A 15,616-nucleotide genomic window follows, 5' to 3' on the forward strand; every position below is an offset into this window, starting at 1 on the left:
CGGAAAACCTGTCAATGTCAATCGGTTACGACGACGCCCCATGACATCGCGTTCGCGTGGTAACGATGGTTTTTGAGAACCCGTTTCGATACCATTCCGAGGAATCAACTTTAGTCACCAGTCAGCGAGGATGGGACAGATGGCGTCAGTCGGTTTGGTCGGAACCAATTTCCTGTTTATGTTGTCGGCAATGTTCAGCGGGGGGGACATCCTCGGATTGCCGCCAGGTGAACGAGACTCTCTCTATGTGCAGGCGGCACCAGTCGATGCGTTCTATTACTCCGAATGGACCGCACGCGGCGAGGGCAAACCCGGTGCCCCCGGAATCGACGGTTTCGCGGCCGATCCGGAAGTGCGTTTGTTCGTCGAAACTGTCCTCGAGACTTTTCGGACGGTCATTGCCAGTGAATTCGGTGGGCCATCCAACCCCTTCACCAAGTCCATACCGGAACTGTACATGGCCGTCTTGAACGGCTCGGGTTGTGCTTACTTGGAATTCGACGCGGAAAAAGCCGCCGCATCGGTCGAGAATCCGCCGGAAATTCCGCCCGGCATGCCCCCGGCAATCATGATGGCCCCAAACTACCGCGTCACGGTCATTTTGAATCCCGGTGAGAAGAACGCCGATTCCTTTGGCAAAAACTTGGAATCGCTTCTCGGCCTCATCCCAGGATTGTTGCAGAAACCGGGACTTGAGCGGCAAGCCTTTCCGATTCCGATTCCCGGTGCGGAACTCACCCTGCATCGTCACGAAAACTACTTCATCCTCGGTTGGGGATCCGGAACCATTGACCGAGTCGTCGCCGCGTTGGACGACAAGACAGACGGTGACACCCAGTCCATCCAAGAGAATCCCAAGTTCCAAGCCGCGATGAAAAAAGTCGGCATGGACCGTGTTGCAAGTTTGGCTTGGGTCGATCTGGGCGGGCTCTTGAAATCACACGCTGAAAGCGCTGGCCAACAGGGTATGGTCTACACGCAGATGGCGAAGATTCTCGGTTTGGACAAAGTCGGCTCGTACACGCAATGTGTGGGTGTGGTTGATGGCCGAATCACGCAGAAGGGTCAGCTCATCACCGGCGGACAAACGGCACGATTGCTGGCTGTACTCGGTGGTCGCTCGCTGAAAGCCGACGATTTCGCTCATATCCCTGCCGATGCAGACTTTTACCAAGTCTTCTCGATGGATTGGCCGAAAGTTCTCGCCGAACTTCGGACCGTCGTGGGCGATGCCGATCCCGTCGCTTTGGACGCCCTCAACGGAACCGTGAAACAACTCGAATCCGAATTGGAACTGTCGTTTGACGACGACATCTTCCCGGCCATCGGTCAGGTGTGGAGTGTTCACAACTCCCCTTCCAATGGTGGATTGCTTTTCACCAGCCCCGTGTTGACCGTCGATGTCAAAGACGCCGACAAAGCGGAGAAAGTCTTCAAGCGACTGATGGAAGTCCTGCAACTCGCGGTTCCCGGTCAAACCCGTGAGGGACGATGGGGACGCGGCGTTTACCTGACCAAACACGAGTTTATGGGGCGGGATATTCATTTCATCAACACCGTTGGCGACGAAATTCCGTTTGCCCCAGCGTTCTGTTTGACCGAGACGCACATCGTCGCGACCCTGAACCCGCAAGCGATCAAAGCCTATCTGCGGGGAGCCGAAGCCAAATCGCCCAACTTGTCAGCCAAGGTCAAAAAGCAACTGGCTGACCACTCGGGCGATGTTCTTAGCATCGGATACGCGAACGCCGAAGGAGCGATGCAGGCATTCTTGTCCTTTGCTCCTTACATTTCCCAAATCGTCTTCTCAGAGATCCAACGTGACGGCACGCCGATCGACACCTTCATTTGGCCATCCACGCGAGCATTCCTGCCATACATTCAGGATGCCAATTCTCACGCCGTGCGGACTGACGATGGCGTGGTTTGGCATTCCGAAGCCGCGTTGCCGATTCCTGGTCTGTCTTCGGTCGTGGGACAGATGCCGGTCTTCTTGGGGTTCAGCTACGCCAGCATGGCGCGACAACGGGCACGTTTCGCCCCCGTCCAAGATGCCATCGAAGTCGAAGCCGTCGAAGATGACGAGTTCTAAACCGAATTACAGTCTTTTGACTCCGTGGTGGTCGCGAGAAATCCCGGGTTTCCAGGCCACCACGAGACGGAACCTGCCTCGATCATGAGTCGACGGTTTTCGACCGCACTCAGAATCGACAAAATCACATGGAACCATGCCCCGGAAGACGCGGTTGACAACGCCGTGGCGACCGGGGTTTTGGCATTCAGTTGGCGGTTTCGAATTCAAGCATCAGTCGTCGTACTTGGCGAAGTTGCCCGATCAACCGGGCAGCGTCCTTCAAGTAGACTTGGTTCGGGCCGTCGCTTTTGGCTTCGTCGGGGTTGGGGTGTGTCTCGAAGAAGACTGCATCCGCACCGCACGCCACCGCCGCCCGTGCCAGCGGGAACACCATTTCTCGGCGTCCCCCCGTGGTCGAGCCACCCGGCATTTGCACGCTGTGAGTAGCGTCAAAGCACACCGGCGTGCCGAGCTTGTGCATAACCGGAATGCACTGCATATCATTGACCAACCGACCGTAACCGAATGTGGTCCCACGTTCGGTCAGCATGACATTCGAGTTCCCGCTTTCCTCGGTCTTGCGGACGACGTGAACCATATCTTCCGGAGCCACAAACTGCGGCTTCTTCACGTTGACCACACCACCCTTGCTGGCCGTCGCCCGAGCCGCCGCCGACACGAGATCGGTCTGCCGAGCCAGAAACGCCGGGATTTGCAGAATGTCGCAAACTTCGGCCACCGCTTCACATTGACCGGCCTCGTGAACGTCCGTCGTGACCGGTAAACCAAATCGTTCTTTGACTTTGGCGAGAATTTCCATCCCGCGTTCCAAACCCGGTCCGCGGAAGCTGTGAATGCTCGTGCGGTTGGCTTTGTCAAAGCTGGCTTTGAAGACCAACGGCACTTCCATTTGGCTCGCCGTGTTCGCCAGATGATCGGCGATTTCGAGGATCATCTCCTCGCTTTCGATCACACATGGACCAGCAATGAACACCAGGGGATGCCCCGGTCCGCACGGCGAACCGCCGATCATGACGGGATTGTTCGGCATCGGGAATTCCTTTCCTCAAGTCGCGGCAGGGCAGATTGCCCGGTGATGCTCTGATTCCTATCGAATTCAAATCTAGCGAGATCCGAGTTTCATGGGAAGAGGCAATCGTGTGAGCCCATTGTGAGATCGGTTGGTATCGACACCGAATCGGTCTAGACGCAACTTCGTCTTTCGTCTCTAATTCCGCGCGAACGAATCCGAGTAAGTCGATGAAGTTCATTCTTCGATGGAATCTCGGTCTGAGAACACACCCCTGTCTTCCGGGAAAATTGACCTGTGAGCAGTGCCACCCGATGTTTGGCTTACGTTCTGCCCCACCGCGGAAAAATTGCGCTCTCCGTGTTGTTTGCGTTTCTGGTTGCGGTGTTGTGGAGTTTGAATCTTTCCGCGGCGTTTCCGTTAGTCAAGTTGCTGCTACAGCAACAAAGTTTGACCGAATACGTGGAAACCAACATCACCGAGGCCAACGCCGAGTTGGATGAACGCCAACGCCGCGTCACGCACATCGACCAATTGCTCGCCGATCTGCCAGCAAGTGCCGCCAGTTCCCAAGAACGGGTGGATTTGCTCCGTGAGCAAGCCAAGCAGCAATCACTCGCCAGCGAGGCTTCCCGAACGGCGTTGCTGATGAATTGGCTCAAAACGTCAATTCTGCCTTGGCTCCCCGACGATCAATTCACCATGCTCGCGATGCTGTTGGGCCTGGTTCTCTTTGCAACGGTTCTAAAAAGCATCTTTATTGTTGTTCAAGAAGTCTTGGTCGGCAGTATTGTGCAACTGACCGCGATGAGCATCCGTAAGGATTGCTTCCGCAAAGTGCTGCATCTCGACTATCAAACGCTCGCCCACAATGGCACCAGCGATTTGATGTCTCGCTTCACGTACGACATGAACGTGCTCACCCAAGGGCTCACGTTGCTGGGTGGAAAAGTCATTCGTGAGCCACTCAAAGCGATGGGCTGCATCGTGTTCGCCTTCTTTGTGAATTGGCGTCTCACACTGATTTCCATGCTGTTCGTGCCACTAGTCGGGCTGGTGTTTTACCGCATCGGTCGCAAACTCAAGGTGGCCAGCAAGAAGATGATGGAGAGCATGTCCAAGCTCTACAAAACACTGGAAGAGACATTCGATTCACTGAAAGTCGTGATTGCATTCAACGGTGGGCATCGGCATCGCGCTCGATTCCATCGTGAGAACAAAGAGTATTACCGTAAAGCGATGAAGCTTGTGCAGTTCGATGCTCTCACCAGCCCGACGACCGAAATCATGGGGCTCTGTGCGGTGTTCATCGCCTTGCTGCCAGGTGCATACTTGGTGATGCGAGAGACGAAATCGATTTGGGGCATCAATCTCGCTTCCGAGCCGATGGACATGGCCCAACTAACGTTGCTCTACGTGTTGCTCGCCGGGACACTCGATCCGATTCGCAAACTTTCGACGGTCTACGCCAAGCTGAAACGCTCGACAGCCGCCGCCGATCGCGTGTTTCATTTGATGGATCAGAAACCGCTCGTCAAACAATCGCCCAAAGCTCAGAATTGTCCTCGTCACGCCCGAGACATTTACTTCTCCAACCTCACCTTCAGTTACTATTCCAGTGACGAAGCCGCCATCCGGCCGCCCGTGCTCAAGGATGTCGATCTGCGAGTGGCCGCCGGTGATGTGGTGGTCGTGGTGGGGGAAAACGGCTCGGGTAAGAGTACACTCGTCAACTTGCTGCCCCGATACTACGACCCCGATCATGGTGCAGTTCTGATTGACGGCGTCGATATCCGCGACGTGCGTCTGCCATCACTCCGTGATCAGATCAGCGTGGTGACGCAAGAGACGCTGCTGTTCGACGAGACGATCTACGAAAACATTCGTTACGGCCGCCCCAACGCATCGCGTGAGGAAGTCATCGCCGCTGCGAAACAGGCGCACGCGTATGACTTCATCAGTGAGTTGCCAGACGGATTTGAAACATCCGTCGGCGAGAAAGGTGGTCGGTTCTCCGGTGGTCAGCGACAACGCATCGCGTTGGCCCGTGCGATTCTCCGAGACCCCACGATTCTCATCCTCGACGAAGCCACATCGGCCGTCGATGCTCAAAGCGAAAAACAAATCCACGCCGCCTTGCGAGAGTTCGTGGAAGACCGCACGGTTTTCCTCATCACGCACTCGGTGAGCCAAAGCATTCTCGACTTCGTCGATAAGATTGCCGTGATGGACCAAGGCCATTTGGTCGCCTACGGTCCGCACGAGAAACTGATCGAGTCTTGCCCGGTGTATCGCAACTTGTACCGCGCTCAAACCGAGCAACGTCACAGCACCGACGACACCCGCGACATCATCCCTCTGGCCAACAAAACAGCCAACGAAAAAACCGATCAGGCCAAACGCCCGACCGGTTCCGATGGCTAAGACCGCAAATCTGCAATTGGGGCAGACAAGAATGTCTGCCCCCACTCCCCTCCAATCGCGATGAAGGCTACTTCGACGCTTTCTCCGAATGAAACTCCTTTGCTTTGGTGAGTGTCATTAGGTACTCGACAACGTCGACCAAGTCTTGCTCGGTCATGACTTTCTGCAAGTCGGCGGGCATCAGAGACGTTTCATTCTTCTTCATGAATTCCACGTCGTCTTTGGGATAGGTCCGCGTCAGGGCGTTGATGTCTTTGATCGAAACCGAATCCTCGGTTTCGCTTGTCTTCAACCCGGTCACTTGCGTGCCATCGGTCATGAGCAGCGTGTACGACTCGTAGTTGTGACTGATCCCGGCGGACGGGAACAGAATCGATTGGTACATCGCCTGCCGACTGAGTTTCTTGCCGATCTCCGAGAGATTCGGCCCGACTTCACGACCGACGCCGTTCACGATGTGGCACTTCACACAGGTCGCTTCCGTGTTGAACAACACCCGACCGCGTTTAACATCACCGCGTTGCGAGACAAGATGTTCAATCGGCGGCAGCGGTTTGTTGTTCTTCGTGGGCGGTAACGGGAAGAGTTTCTCGGCGGCTTGTTTGATGTGCGGATATTGCGACGCATGCAACCCCGCCGCGGCGGCGTCGGTGAGTTTCTTGTCGAGCTTGTCCGCTTTCGCGAGTTCGACCAAGCGTTCCGCTCCACCTTTGAACTTCGACAGCCCCGTAACCGATGCCCGACGAACCGCCAAACCGGCTTTCTTGTTGTTCATCGTCTGCATCAGCAATTTCGTAGCTCGACCGTGATTGGAATACCCAAGTGCCGTCGCAACCGCCGTGGCTTGCACGTCCTCGGTACTCGCCAACGCTTTCTCGAGCAGTTCGGTTTGCTCGGCAGCCAGCAAGGCTCGCATGGCTTCCACACCGGCTTGTTCGGCGGGATTCTCCCGTGCAATTTGCAGAAGTCGCGGATACTGCTGCGACAACCCGAATTGCTGAGTCAACGCAACCACTCGCTCGGGGTCTTCGATTCTCGAAACGACCTCGTTCAACATCGGCAGCAACTTTTCGCGTTGAGCCCCCGAGAGTTTTCCAAGGTGTTTCAACGACAACGCCGCAATTTGCGTTTGATCGGGATGGTTTCCAGCAAGGAGCGTTAATAGCGTATTGGTCTTCAATTCTCGTTCGGCTGGGTCGCGATGGAAATCGAACGCCCGAAAATGTTTCAGCCGTTCGCTGTCCGATGTGTCTTCATCGAGAATCGCCGTCGCCAACAACGGCAACGCCTGCGCCGATCGGCTTCGCCAGATGATATCCTTTTCGGCTTTCGAAAGCCCCGGCGATTGACTAACGGCATCGGTCTTCAACCAGGTTTCAAAGAACCGATCCCATTGCCCTTCCGCCCCGATCCCAAGGGCTTCCAAGTACCAACGGTCATCGCCGTCGTATTCATTCGTCAAAGTGGCCCAGATATCGGCCGCTTTGTCGGATTTCTTGGCTCGCAAGGCAATCGCACATTCCCGCCGAACCGCTGCCGATGGATCGTGACTCAGCGATTCCAAAACGTTCAGCAACCTGTCACTCTCTGATGCCGAAGACATCTGCCGAATCGCCCGCAACGCGACGATGCGGATGTTCGGATCGTCATGCGTGAGGGCTTCGGCAGCGTGATCGTAGCCGCGTCCTTCGAGCTTCGTCAGCAACCACAACGCTCGTGCTTGCATGCGGGGATCGTCATGAGTTTGGAACATGTCGACCAAAGCCTTCTCGGCTTTCACGCCCATCTCGTGTAGTGAAGTCCACGCGAGATACCGAGCCGCCATGTTCGGACTTTGCAGCGCTTCGATCGCTCCATCCAGACTTTCAAAATCGAACTTCGGGGACTTGTACTCCATCTCTTTCGGCGTCAAACGGAACAGGCGGCCTTTTTGAATGTCGGCCATGCGGTGCCCGCCCACGCCAGGATCGTACCAGTCGGCCACGATCAACGAACCATCCGGAGCCACACACACATCCGACGGGCGGAACCACTTGTCCCGCGTGCCGGAGAGCATATTGATGATGTCCGCCGTGTAACCGGCTCCATCGACTTTCGCGGGATACGCTCGCACGATGTTCGGACCCGCATCGCAGTGAATGATCTCACCCCGGTATTGCTTCGGCAACAAATCGCCTTCGTAGACGCAGATTCCGGTTGGTGAACCGGCCCCAGTTTGCAGCAAGTTCGGCACGACACCGGGATCGTTCAAATGCCAATGACGTTTCGGGATTTCCTCGCTCCAACCGGTGCGTTCATCTCGCCAACCGGCTCCGGTGAACTCATCTTTGTAACCGTAGTTGCCGAACTCCATCACAAAATTGATCCGCACACCACGGTTGCCGTCGTCATCGTTATCGCTTTGCCAGATGTTGCCGAAACTATCAACGGCCAATTCCCAGTTGTTGCGGAAGTTCCAACCGAGCGTTTCGAACTCGCTGCCATCGAGATTACAGCGGAAGACCATCCCTTCTTGATACGGTTTGCGATGGTCGTGCACTTCTCGCCCGCTCATGTCGACCACCACGTTGCCATTCTTGTCGTGGATGCGTCGCCCGGCGTTGCCGAAGTTGAAGTACAGTTTTCCATCGGGACCGAACAGGAACGAGTGAATGCCGTGGTCGTGTTGCGTGCCATCGATTTTCGTGAACAACACGTCTTTACGGTCGGCTTTCGAGTCGCCATCGTCATCGGTGAGGACGAACACGCTGTCACCGGCGGAAACGATCACCTTGTTCCCCAGCACGCACACACCGTGAGCGGAGTCGATGTCGCGACCTTGGTAGAACGTGGTGGACTTGTCGGCTTTGGCGTCTCCGTCGGTATCTTCGAGAATCAGAATGCGGTCGCCTTCTTTGCGTTCCGGGGTGTCTTTATTGCGGAACTGACGATAGTTGACGATCTCACAAACCCACACGCGACCGAGATGATCAATGTCGATATTCGACGGGCTGAGCAACATCGGCTCATGCGCGAACAGAGACACGGCGAGATCATCAGCGACATCCAAACCGTCGAGTGCTTCCCCTGGTGGCAAGTCGCCGCCGCCGGATTTGGAGGCAGTCGCCAAAACCCGTTGTGGCGGCTTCTCGGTGTACACGTAGAACTGCACGCTCGTTGTGCCGGGCTGGTTGGCACCGCCGTCGTCTAAGCTGCCGGTCGCTTGGAATTTCTTCGCAGGCTTCGCCAGTTCGAATTGGATGACGGAATTCGCATGTGTGCCGATCCCGTCTTCCAAGTACACGCCCAGAACCTGCATCGGCCGACCACCGCAGTTCTTGCCGACATTCACATTCCCCCAGCCGGATTTCGCCGCCTTCCATTTCAGCTCGGTGAGTTTGATTTCCTCACCGTCGGCCAACGTCACTCGCGGATTGCCCCAGTTCGCCCAATCGCACGAGAACCCATCGCCCCCGTCACGAACAACCAAGTACAAGCTCTTGGCGTTGTTCAGATTGATATCAATTTTCACCTCGTGACCGGGCGTGGATTCGGTGATCACCGGGCTTTTGAACACCGGTTCGGCCGCTTTGACGAGCGGAGTCGTCAAGTAAATCAACGCACCGGCCAGCATCGCTCCGCGAAGCCAGTGGCCGCAATGAAAAGGAAATGAAAGCATCAAGCGTCTCCATAGAGGTTCATAGCAGTGTGTGGTTCCATGCAAATTCGCATGAAAAATGGTACGGCATTCATCAATCAAAGTGCAAACGTGCCCCCAGAACGCCAAACCAGCATTGCACCACGTCGCAAGATTCGGTCTACTCGCAATCGAAACAGGGAGTGTTCACTAGGGAGAGACTGGAAGTATGGCGATGCAAAAATATCTCGTCACCGGAGCCGCTGGGTTCATCGGCTCTCAACTGAGTTTGCGACTGCTCGAAGCCGGTAAGACCGTCGTGGGCTTGGACAATATCAACGACTATTACGATGTCACTCTGAAGCACGCCCGACTCGATCGGCTCAAGGACCAAGCGAATTTCCAGTTCGTCAAGATGGACCTCGCCGACCGTGAACCGCTCATGCAATTGTTTGCCGACGAGCAATTCGATGTCGTCGTGAACCTCGCTGCACAGGCGGGTGTGCGATACTCGATCGAAAATCCGCATGCCTACGTGGATGCTAACCTGGTTGGGTTCGTGAACATTCTCGAAGGCTGTCGGCATCATGGCGTGAAACATCTCACGTATGCGTCGAGTAGTTCCGTGTACGGCGCGAACACCGAGATGCCGTTCTCGATTCATCACAACGTCGACCATCCGCTAAGTCTGTACGCGGCGACGAAGAAATCCAATGAACTGATGGCCCATTGTTATAGCCATCTCTACGGTTTACCGACGACCGGTTTGCGGTTCTTCACGGTGTACGGGCCATGGGGACGACCGGACATGGCGATGTTCCTGTTCACGAAGGCGATTCTCGCGGGTGAGCCGATCAAGGTGTTCAATCACGGCCAAATGCGGCGAGACTTCACCTATGTGGATGACATCGTCGAAGGTGTGCGGCGAATCTCCGAACGCATCCCGACCGGCAATCCTGATTGGTCCGGCGACGCCCCGGACCCGGCGAGCAGTCGGGCACCGTATTACGTCTACAACATCGGCAACAATCAGCCGGTGGAATTGATGCACGTCATCGCAACTCTCGAAGACTGTCTCGGGAAAAAAGCCGAGAAGAACATGATGCCCATGCAACCTGGCGACGTCCCCGCCACCTTCGCCGACATCGACGACTTAGCCCGAGACGTCGACTTCCGCCCCAGCACCCCCATCGAAACCGGCATCAAAAACTTCGTGGAGTGGTACCGGGAGTTTTATCGGGTTTGATTTGGCACCAAGTCAGGACCACCACCGGAAGTCGAAGACGCAAGGAAATTGGACATGACGAGCACGCTCGTGGGACTCATGGTCTTTCACATCCAGTTTCAATACGGGATCCGAATTCCCGTTGCCGAGTCTCACGACATGTATCCAGCGTTGGAGGCGTATCAAGAATCGGTCGAACAGAGATACCGCGCTGGCGGTTATGCCTTTGCGAACTTTAGACCATGGCGTCATGTGTATTCGCCAGCGGCCGGGCAACTTTTCCCGGAACTGCGTTTCGCACGGGTCCGGTACTTCGAACGACCGAACCCCGCAGCACCAGAACGATCTCCTGACCTAGCGGCGTGGACAGACGTGACAATCGCTTGCGATGCCAAGGGGGACGTTGCATACCGTCCGTATGCTCACAGTCGCAACGATCCGTTCGCCGCATTACTTGTCAACCATCAAATCAAGATACAGACCAATCGCGATGCCGAACTTGTGTGGCACACGTTTTGTGACATTAGCGGGCGGCACTTCACGCACAAACAGCAACCGTTTGAGCGAATTAGCGATCGCGAGTGGCACCTTGGTCAGGGTAGCTATGAGGAAGGCGTCTCGTCCGGCCGTGACTTTCGAACAACCACGACTGTAACTTATTACACACGTGTCACGATCGATCCCGAAACCGGTCGCATCACGTCTTGGAAGAGTTGCAGTGACACATCGAACCGGCGCACAATTTTGATTGATCCCGTTGAAGAAACGGAAGACAATCGTTCGGACTAACCTCGTACCCTAATACTTTACGATCACAGCCGTGTTCGAACTGCCGATTGAAGTCCGTGAATGGTTTCTTGAATGTGATTGGACACCGCATCACCGAGCAGCGGTTCCGGATTTCGTCCCGCGTGATCATCCGGCGTATGCCGTACTGGAGAACTTCGGCGGTATCAAACTGCTAGAGCGTGATTGCTCGGCGGAAGACGAGCCGATTGAAGAGTTCTATTTTCGTCCATTCTCGGAAATCGACTTTCCAGTCGGACACTGGGAACACCGATTGAAATCCACATTGATCCCCATAGCTGAAGAATGCAATTGGCACTCGGAACTCTATATCGACTCGGCGGGCCGTTGTTTCTCCAATAGCCTGATCCATCCCTGCTTTGCGTTCTCCGGCGAATCATTCACCGATATGCTCGTCGGAGAACTACAGTATCGCCGCAAACGCCCACTACTCCCACCGTTTGAGCAAAGTGTTCGGATTTACGGCGAGGAAATTCGTCGCGGCGATCCGCGTATTTGGGATTACACGGGGAATCGCTAATGCTTGATCAACGAGCCAATCGTAGTTTGGCAAGGATGACGCAATTGTTCTCACCCTTGCGTTTACCATGACTGACACCGCCTTCGGCAACTGTGATCCACGACTCTTCGTCACTGATTCGACAGACGCCGGAATTGCCGAGCGTCGCGTGGTTCTCAGGAATAATGATTTGTTCGGTGTCTCGTAATACGACGAGTTTTTCTGGATCGACTTCACCGATAAAAAGCGGCGCTCGATGCCTCATGATGTGGTCGTTGCCAGCGCCTCGGCGAGTGTAGACGAGATAAAGTTTGCCGCCCAGCGTGACCCAATGCTGCTGGGTGTTGTAGCTGCCGAGTTCGCTTCCGTCGTCGTACTTCCAAACGATGTGTTCCGAGTAGTTGATTCCATTGGAACTTCGTGCCACCCAAGCGCCGTCGTCAGCCCGCATGGTCAGGAAGTAGCGATCATCGTGAACCGTTACCGAGGGTTCATAGAGTCCGCGACGCGTGGGGATGGAATGCTCCGAGCCATGCTTGAGATACGTGAGCGTCTCGCCATCGAACCGACACTTGGCCACGATGGATGAATAGTTGCGTTTGGTGACGCTGCGTTGATATCGAACCGGCAACAGAACCGTGCTATCATCCAAGACAACCTGCTGATGGCAGCCAGCATTGGGCGCGATGATCGCATCGCCGGCGTGATCTTTCTCCGGCATCTCCATCGTACGTAACGGCCCAAACTCGTTTCGCTTCGGATCGAACACACAATACGCGACTTGTTCTCGAAGAATATTTTCTTTGGTACCGTCTGCGAAATTGAATGTTTTGCCGGTGATCAACACTTTGCCGGTTGCGGGATGCCAAATCGGGCAGAGATCACCCGCGACCACTTCGTAACCATCATCCCGTGTCATTCTGCGTAGCGATGGAATCGATCGCGGTTCCGACCATGACTCGCCATCATCATCGCTGAAGACTGCAAACACATCGTGATAGCCATGGGCCCCCCGCTTGGCCGTGCGTGACAACGTGGTGACGAAGACGGAATTCGTTCCGAGCTTTGCAATCGCCGTTCGAGCTTGGGTCCAGTCCCATTTTGCGTCGCCTTTGGCGATCGTGAGGCGTTCGATTTCGAGTGGGCCATCACCCGCAAACGCGGTCGAACACACTCCCAAAACCATCGCGATTTTGATCACCAAGACGGGCGCGAGCAATCGATACATGGGGAACTTTCAGAGTCAACTCGCGGCGACTGGATTAAAACAACTCTTCGATCACGCTGCCGTGGTCGATTGCGGCGATGGGACGGCCGGCGTGGTTGAGGAATGAAAGGTTTGGGTCGACGCCCATGGCTTTGAAGACGGTGTGATGGATGTCTCCGGGGCGTTTGGGATTGTCTTGCGGGGCGGCACCGAGTCGGTCGGTTGAGCCAATCAGACGTCCCCCTTGGATTCCGCCGCCACCCATCAAGCAGAACATCGAATTGCCCCAGTGATCGCGTCCGGGAGTGCCGTTGCCGCTGCCATCGTTCATGCGGGGCGTCCGACTGAACTCACCACACAGCATGACCAAGGTGGAATCCAGCAGACCGCGTGTCGACAAATCGTCGAACAAAGCGGAGACGAGTGCGTCGATCTTCGGCAAAACTCGCTCGTAGCCCGATTGCAGATTCCAGTGGTGATCCCAACCGCCGAAGTGACAGGAAACAACCGTCGAACCGGCTTCGACTAACCGCCGCGCGAGCAGCGTGCTTTGTCCCCAGGTGTTGCGACCGTATTTGTCGCGGAGTCGTGGGTCTTCGGATTCGATGTCGAATGCCTGACGAGCAGCGGGACCGGTGACCATCTCAAAGGCGTTCTGCTCGAAACGATCCATCGCGTCCATCATGCCGCTGCGGTCGGTTTCGCGTCGCAACCCATCGAACTGGGCGAGTAAGTGACGGCGGTCGCCGAGCCGATCCACGGAAATTCCGCTGGGCATGTTCAGATTCGGAACCTGGAAGTTCGGTCGACTCGGATCGCGTTGCGTCTGGAAGGGATCGTGTTGCACGCCGAGATAGTTGCCGCCGAAATAACCGGGGCGAATGCCGATGCTCATGGCGTAGGGAATGGCCACGTTCGCGGGCACGCCGGGCTGTTTGGCCCCACGCATTTTGCTGACGATGGAACCGAAAAACGGATACTTGCCGACCTTGTCCGCACCACTGGCTCCGCCACGTCCGGTGAGCATCCAATGTCCGCCGGCGAAGTGGTCGCCGTTGTTGTGATGCAAAGACCGCACGACGGAAAACTTGTCCGCAACGTGGGCCTGTTTCGGGAACAGCTCGGTCATGTCGAAACCCGAGACGTTCGTGCGAATCGGGTTCCAAATCCCGCGATACTCCACCGGCGCTTCCGGTTTCATGTCGTACATGTCCATGTGGCTCGGTCCGCCATCGAGCCATAAGAGAATCAGCGATGTGTCTTTGGGGTTGCGGCTTGCTTCCTTGGCCCGCAGCAAATTCGGCAAAGACAATGCCCCCAAACCGGCCATTCCAACCTGCAGAAAACTCCGCCGATTCATTCCGTCACAGTACGATTCCGTTCGACCAGCATCAACGCGAAGCATGGCAAGTGTCCTTTTGATATCACTCAGGACGGTGAGAGAATTGCCGGCAGGATCTTATCGGAAACCGCCGATACGTCTGCTATCGTATCGCATGGACACCTTGTGGTAAAGGATTACCTCAATAACCGGCATCGTTTTTTCCGTGCCCGTTTTGACCGTGCTGAGACGGCGTCGATCGGATATAACAGAGTGGAAATCCCAAGGTGCATGCCATGACGCGAATCCTCAGTCTCTGTTTCGTGATTCTCTACGCTGGCTCGTTGCGAGCGGCGGAACTTGTGCAGGTGGAGTTTCAGACGGCGGCTGATCAACCAACGACAACCGCAACCGGGCGGATTCTGGTCGAAGCACAAGACGGCGGAATGTTGTTGCAAACGCCGACCGCGGAAATCGTCATCGTCCCCGGTGAAAACTTGGAGTCGAAAGACACCGTCGGCGAGTTTCAATCGGCGACCGCGGAGGAACTCGGCCGGGCGATGCTTGCGGAACTTGGCGTCGGCTTTCGCATCCATGCCACCGAACACTACGTCATTGCCTCCGATGCCAACCGCGATTACACCGCCGACGTGGGGCAACTGTTCGAGCGACTTTACACCGCGTTCCAAGAAGCATTCGAGTCGAAAGCCGTCACGCTCACGAAATCCGAATTTCCACTCGCCGTCGTTTTGTTCGCTGACCAGAAGGATTTCGCCCAATACGCAACCGCCGAAAACGGCCCGGTGACGGCACAGAGTCAGGGGTATTACTCGGCTCGTTCGAACCGCATCATTCTCTACGACTTATCGCGGAATTCACGGAGTCGGTCGGTTCGGGCGAATGCATTGCGAACGAATGCGGCCACCATCATTCACGAAGCAACCCATCAAATTGCTTTCAATCGCGGACTTCACACTCGCTACGCGGATAATCCGCTGTGGTTCACCGAAGGCTTGGCGATGCAGTTTGAAACCTTTGACCCACGAACTCGCAACCCAAAACGGACAATTGGGTTACGACATCGACACCGATTACAACAGTTCCTGGATTACGCTCGCCAACGCCGCCCCCGAAACTCGCTCGAAACGCTGATCGCCACTAACGATCGCTTCGTCGATCCGAAAATCGCCACCGATGCCTATGCCGAAGCGTGGGCGTTGACGTACTTCCTAATGCACGAAAAACGCGACGAATACGAGAAGTATCTCGAATCGATCGCCAAGTTGGAACCACTCATGTTCCGCTCATCGGAGGAGCATGTTCAAGTGTTCCAGAAGTATTTCGGAGACGACTTGGAATCGCTGGATCGAGAGTTCTTACGGGTCATCCGTCGGTTGGCAGCTCGTTGAAGTT

Annotated in this window: 10 protein-coding genes; 6 read left to right on the forward strand and 4 right to left on the reverse strand. The window is 55.6% G+C overall.

The features are described from left to right. The first annotated feature begins 139 nt into the window (after nt 1–139). Nucleotides 140–2,092, forward strand: a complete 1,953-nt coding sequence (locus tag G6R38_RS21885) for a hypothetical protein (protein WP_166830907.1) — start codon at nt 140–142, stop codon at nt 2,090–2,092. A 187-nt stretch (nt 2,093–2,279) separates the two neighbouring features. Here the strand turns inward: G6R38_RS21885 and kdsA are convergent, their stop codons facing one another. Continuing rightward, on the reverse strand, nt 2,280–3,125 hold the full coding sequence (gene kdsA / locus G6R38_RS21890) for a 3-deoxy-8-phosphooctulonate synthase (protein WP_166830908.1): 846 nt from the start codon (nt 3,123–3,125) through the stop codon (nt 2,280–2,282). Between the two features lie 276 nt (nt 3,126–3,401). Here kdsA and G6R38_RS21895 point away from each other — a divergent pair, with 276 nt between their 5' ends. Further along, nucleotides 3,402–5,528, forward strand: a complete 2,127-nt coding sequence (locus G6R38_RS21895; RefSeq protein ID WP_166830909.1) for an ABC transporter ATP-binding protein — start codon at nt 3,402–3,404, stop codon at nt 5,526–5,528. A 67-nt stretch (nt 5,529–5,595) separates the two neighbouring features. Here the strand turns inward: G6R38_RS21895 and G6R38_RS21900 are convergent, their stop codons facing one another. Continuing rightward, nucleotides 5,596–9,186, reverse strand: a complete 3,591-nt coding sequence (locus tag G6R38_RS21900; RefSeq protein WP_166830910.1) for a PVC-type heme-binding CxxCH protein — start codon at nt 9,184–9,186, stop codon at nt 5,596–5,598. A gap of 193 nt (nt 9,187–9,379) precedes the next feature. Here G6R38_RS21900 and G6R38_RS21905 point away from each other — a divergent pair, with 193 nt between their 5' ends. From G6R38_RS21905 to G6R38_RS21915, 3 genes are read left to right on the forward strand one after another with little or no spacing between them, the layout of a single operon-like run. Beyond that, on the forward strand, nt 9,380–10,390 hold the full coding sequence (locus G6R38_RS21905) for an NAD-dependent epimerase (protein ID WP_166831075.1): 1,011 nt from the start codon (nt 9,380–9,382) through the stop codon (nt 10,388–10,390). A 54-nt stretch (nt 10,391–10,444) separates the two neighbouring features. Continuing rightward, entirely contained in the window at nt 10,445–11,158 is a 714-nt protein-coding gene (locus tag G6R38_RS21910; protein ID WP_166830911.1) for a hypothetical protein, read from the forward strand. A gap of 31 nt (nt 11,159–11,189) precedes the next feature. After that, complete coding sequence (locus G6R38_RS21915; protein ID WP_166830912.1) at nt 11,190–11,696, forward strand: SUKH-3 domain-containing protein; 507 nt, start codon at nt 11,190–11,192, stop codon at nt 11,694–11,696. Nucleotides 11,697–11,703: 7 nt separating this feature from the next. On the opposite strand, the gene G6R38_RS21920 is transcribed toward G6R38_RS21915, so the two are convergent. Both G6R38_RS21920 and G6R38_RS21925 read right to left on the reverse strand, forming a co-directional pair. Then, nucleotides 11,704–12,903, reverse strand: coding sequence for a sialidase family protein (locus G6R38_RS21920; protein WP_206028673.1), 1,200 nt, complete (start codon nt 12,901–12,903; stop codon nt 11,704–11,706). Nucleotides 12,904–12,937: 34 nt separating this feature from the next. Next, on the reverse strand, nt 12,938–14,287 hold the full coding sequence (locus G6R38_RS21925; RefSeq protein WP_166830913.1) for a DUF1501 domain-containing protein: 1,350 nt from the start codon (nt 14,285–14,287) through the stop codon (nt 12,938–12,940). A 212-nt stretch (nt 14,288–14,499) separates the two neighbouring features. On the opposite strand from G6R38_RS21925, the gene G6R38_RS21930 reads away from it, so the two are divergent. After that, entirely contained in the window at nt 14,500–15,612 is a 1,113-nt protein-coding gene (locus G6R38_RS21930; protein WP_166830914.1) for a DUF1570 domain-containing protein, read from the forward strand. The last annotated feature ends 4 nt before the right edge of the window (nt 15,613–15,616 follow it).

The sequence above is a fragment of the Thalassoroseus pseudoceratinae genome, from assembly GCF_011634775.1.
Classification (GTDB): Bacteria; Planctomycetota; Planctomycetia; order Planctomycetales; family Planctomycetaceae; genus Thalassoroseus; species Thalassoroseus pseudoceratinae.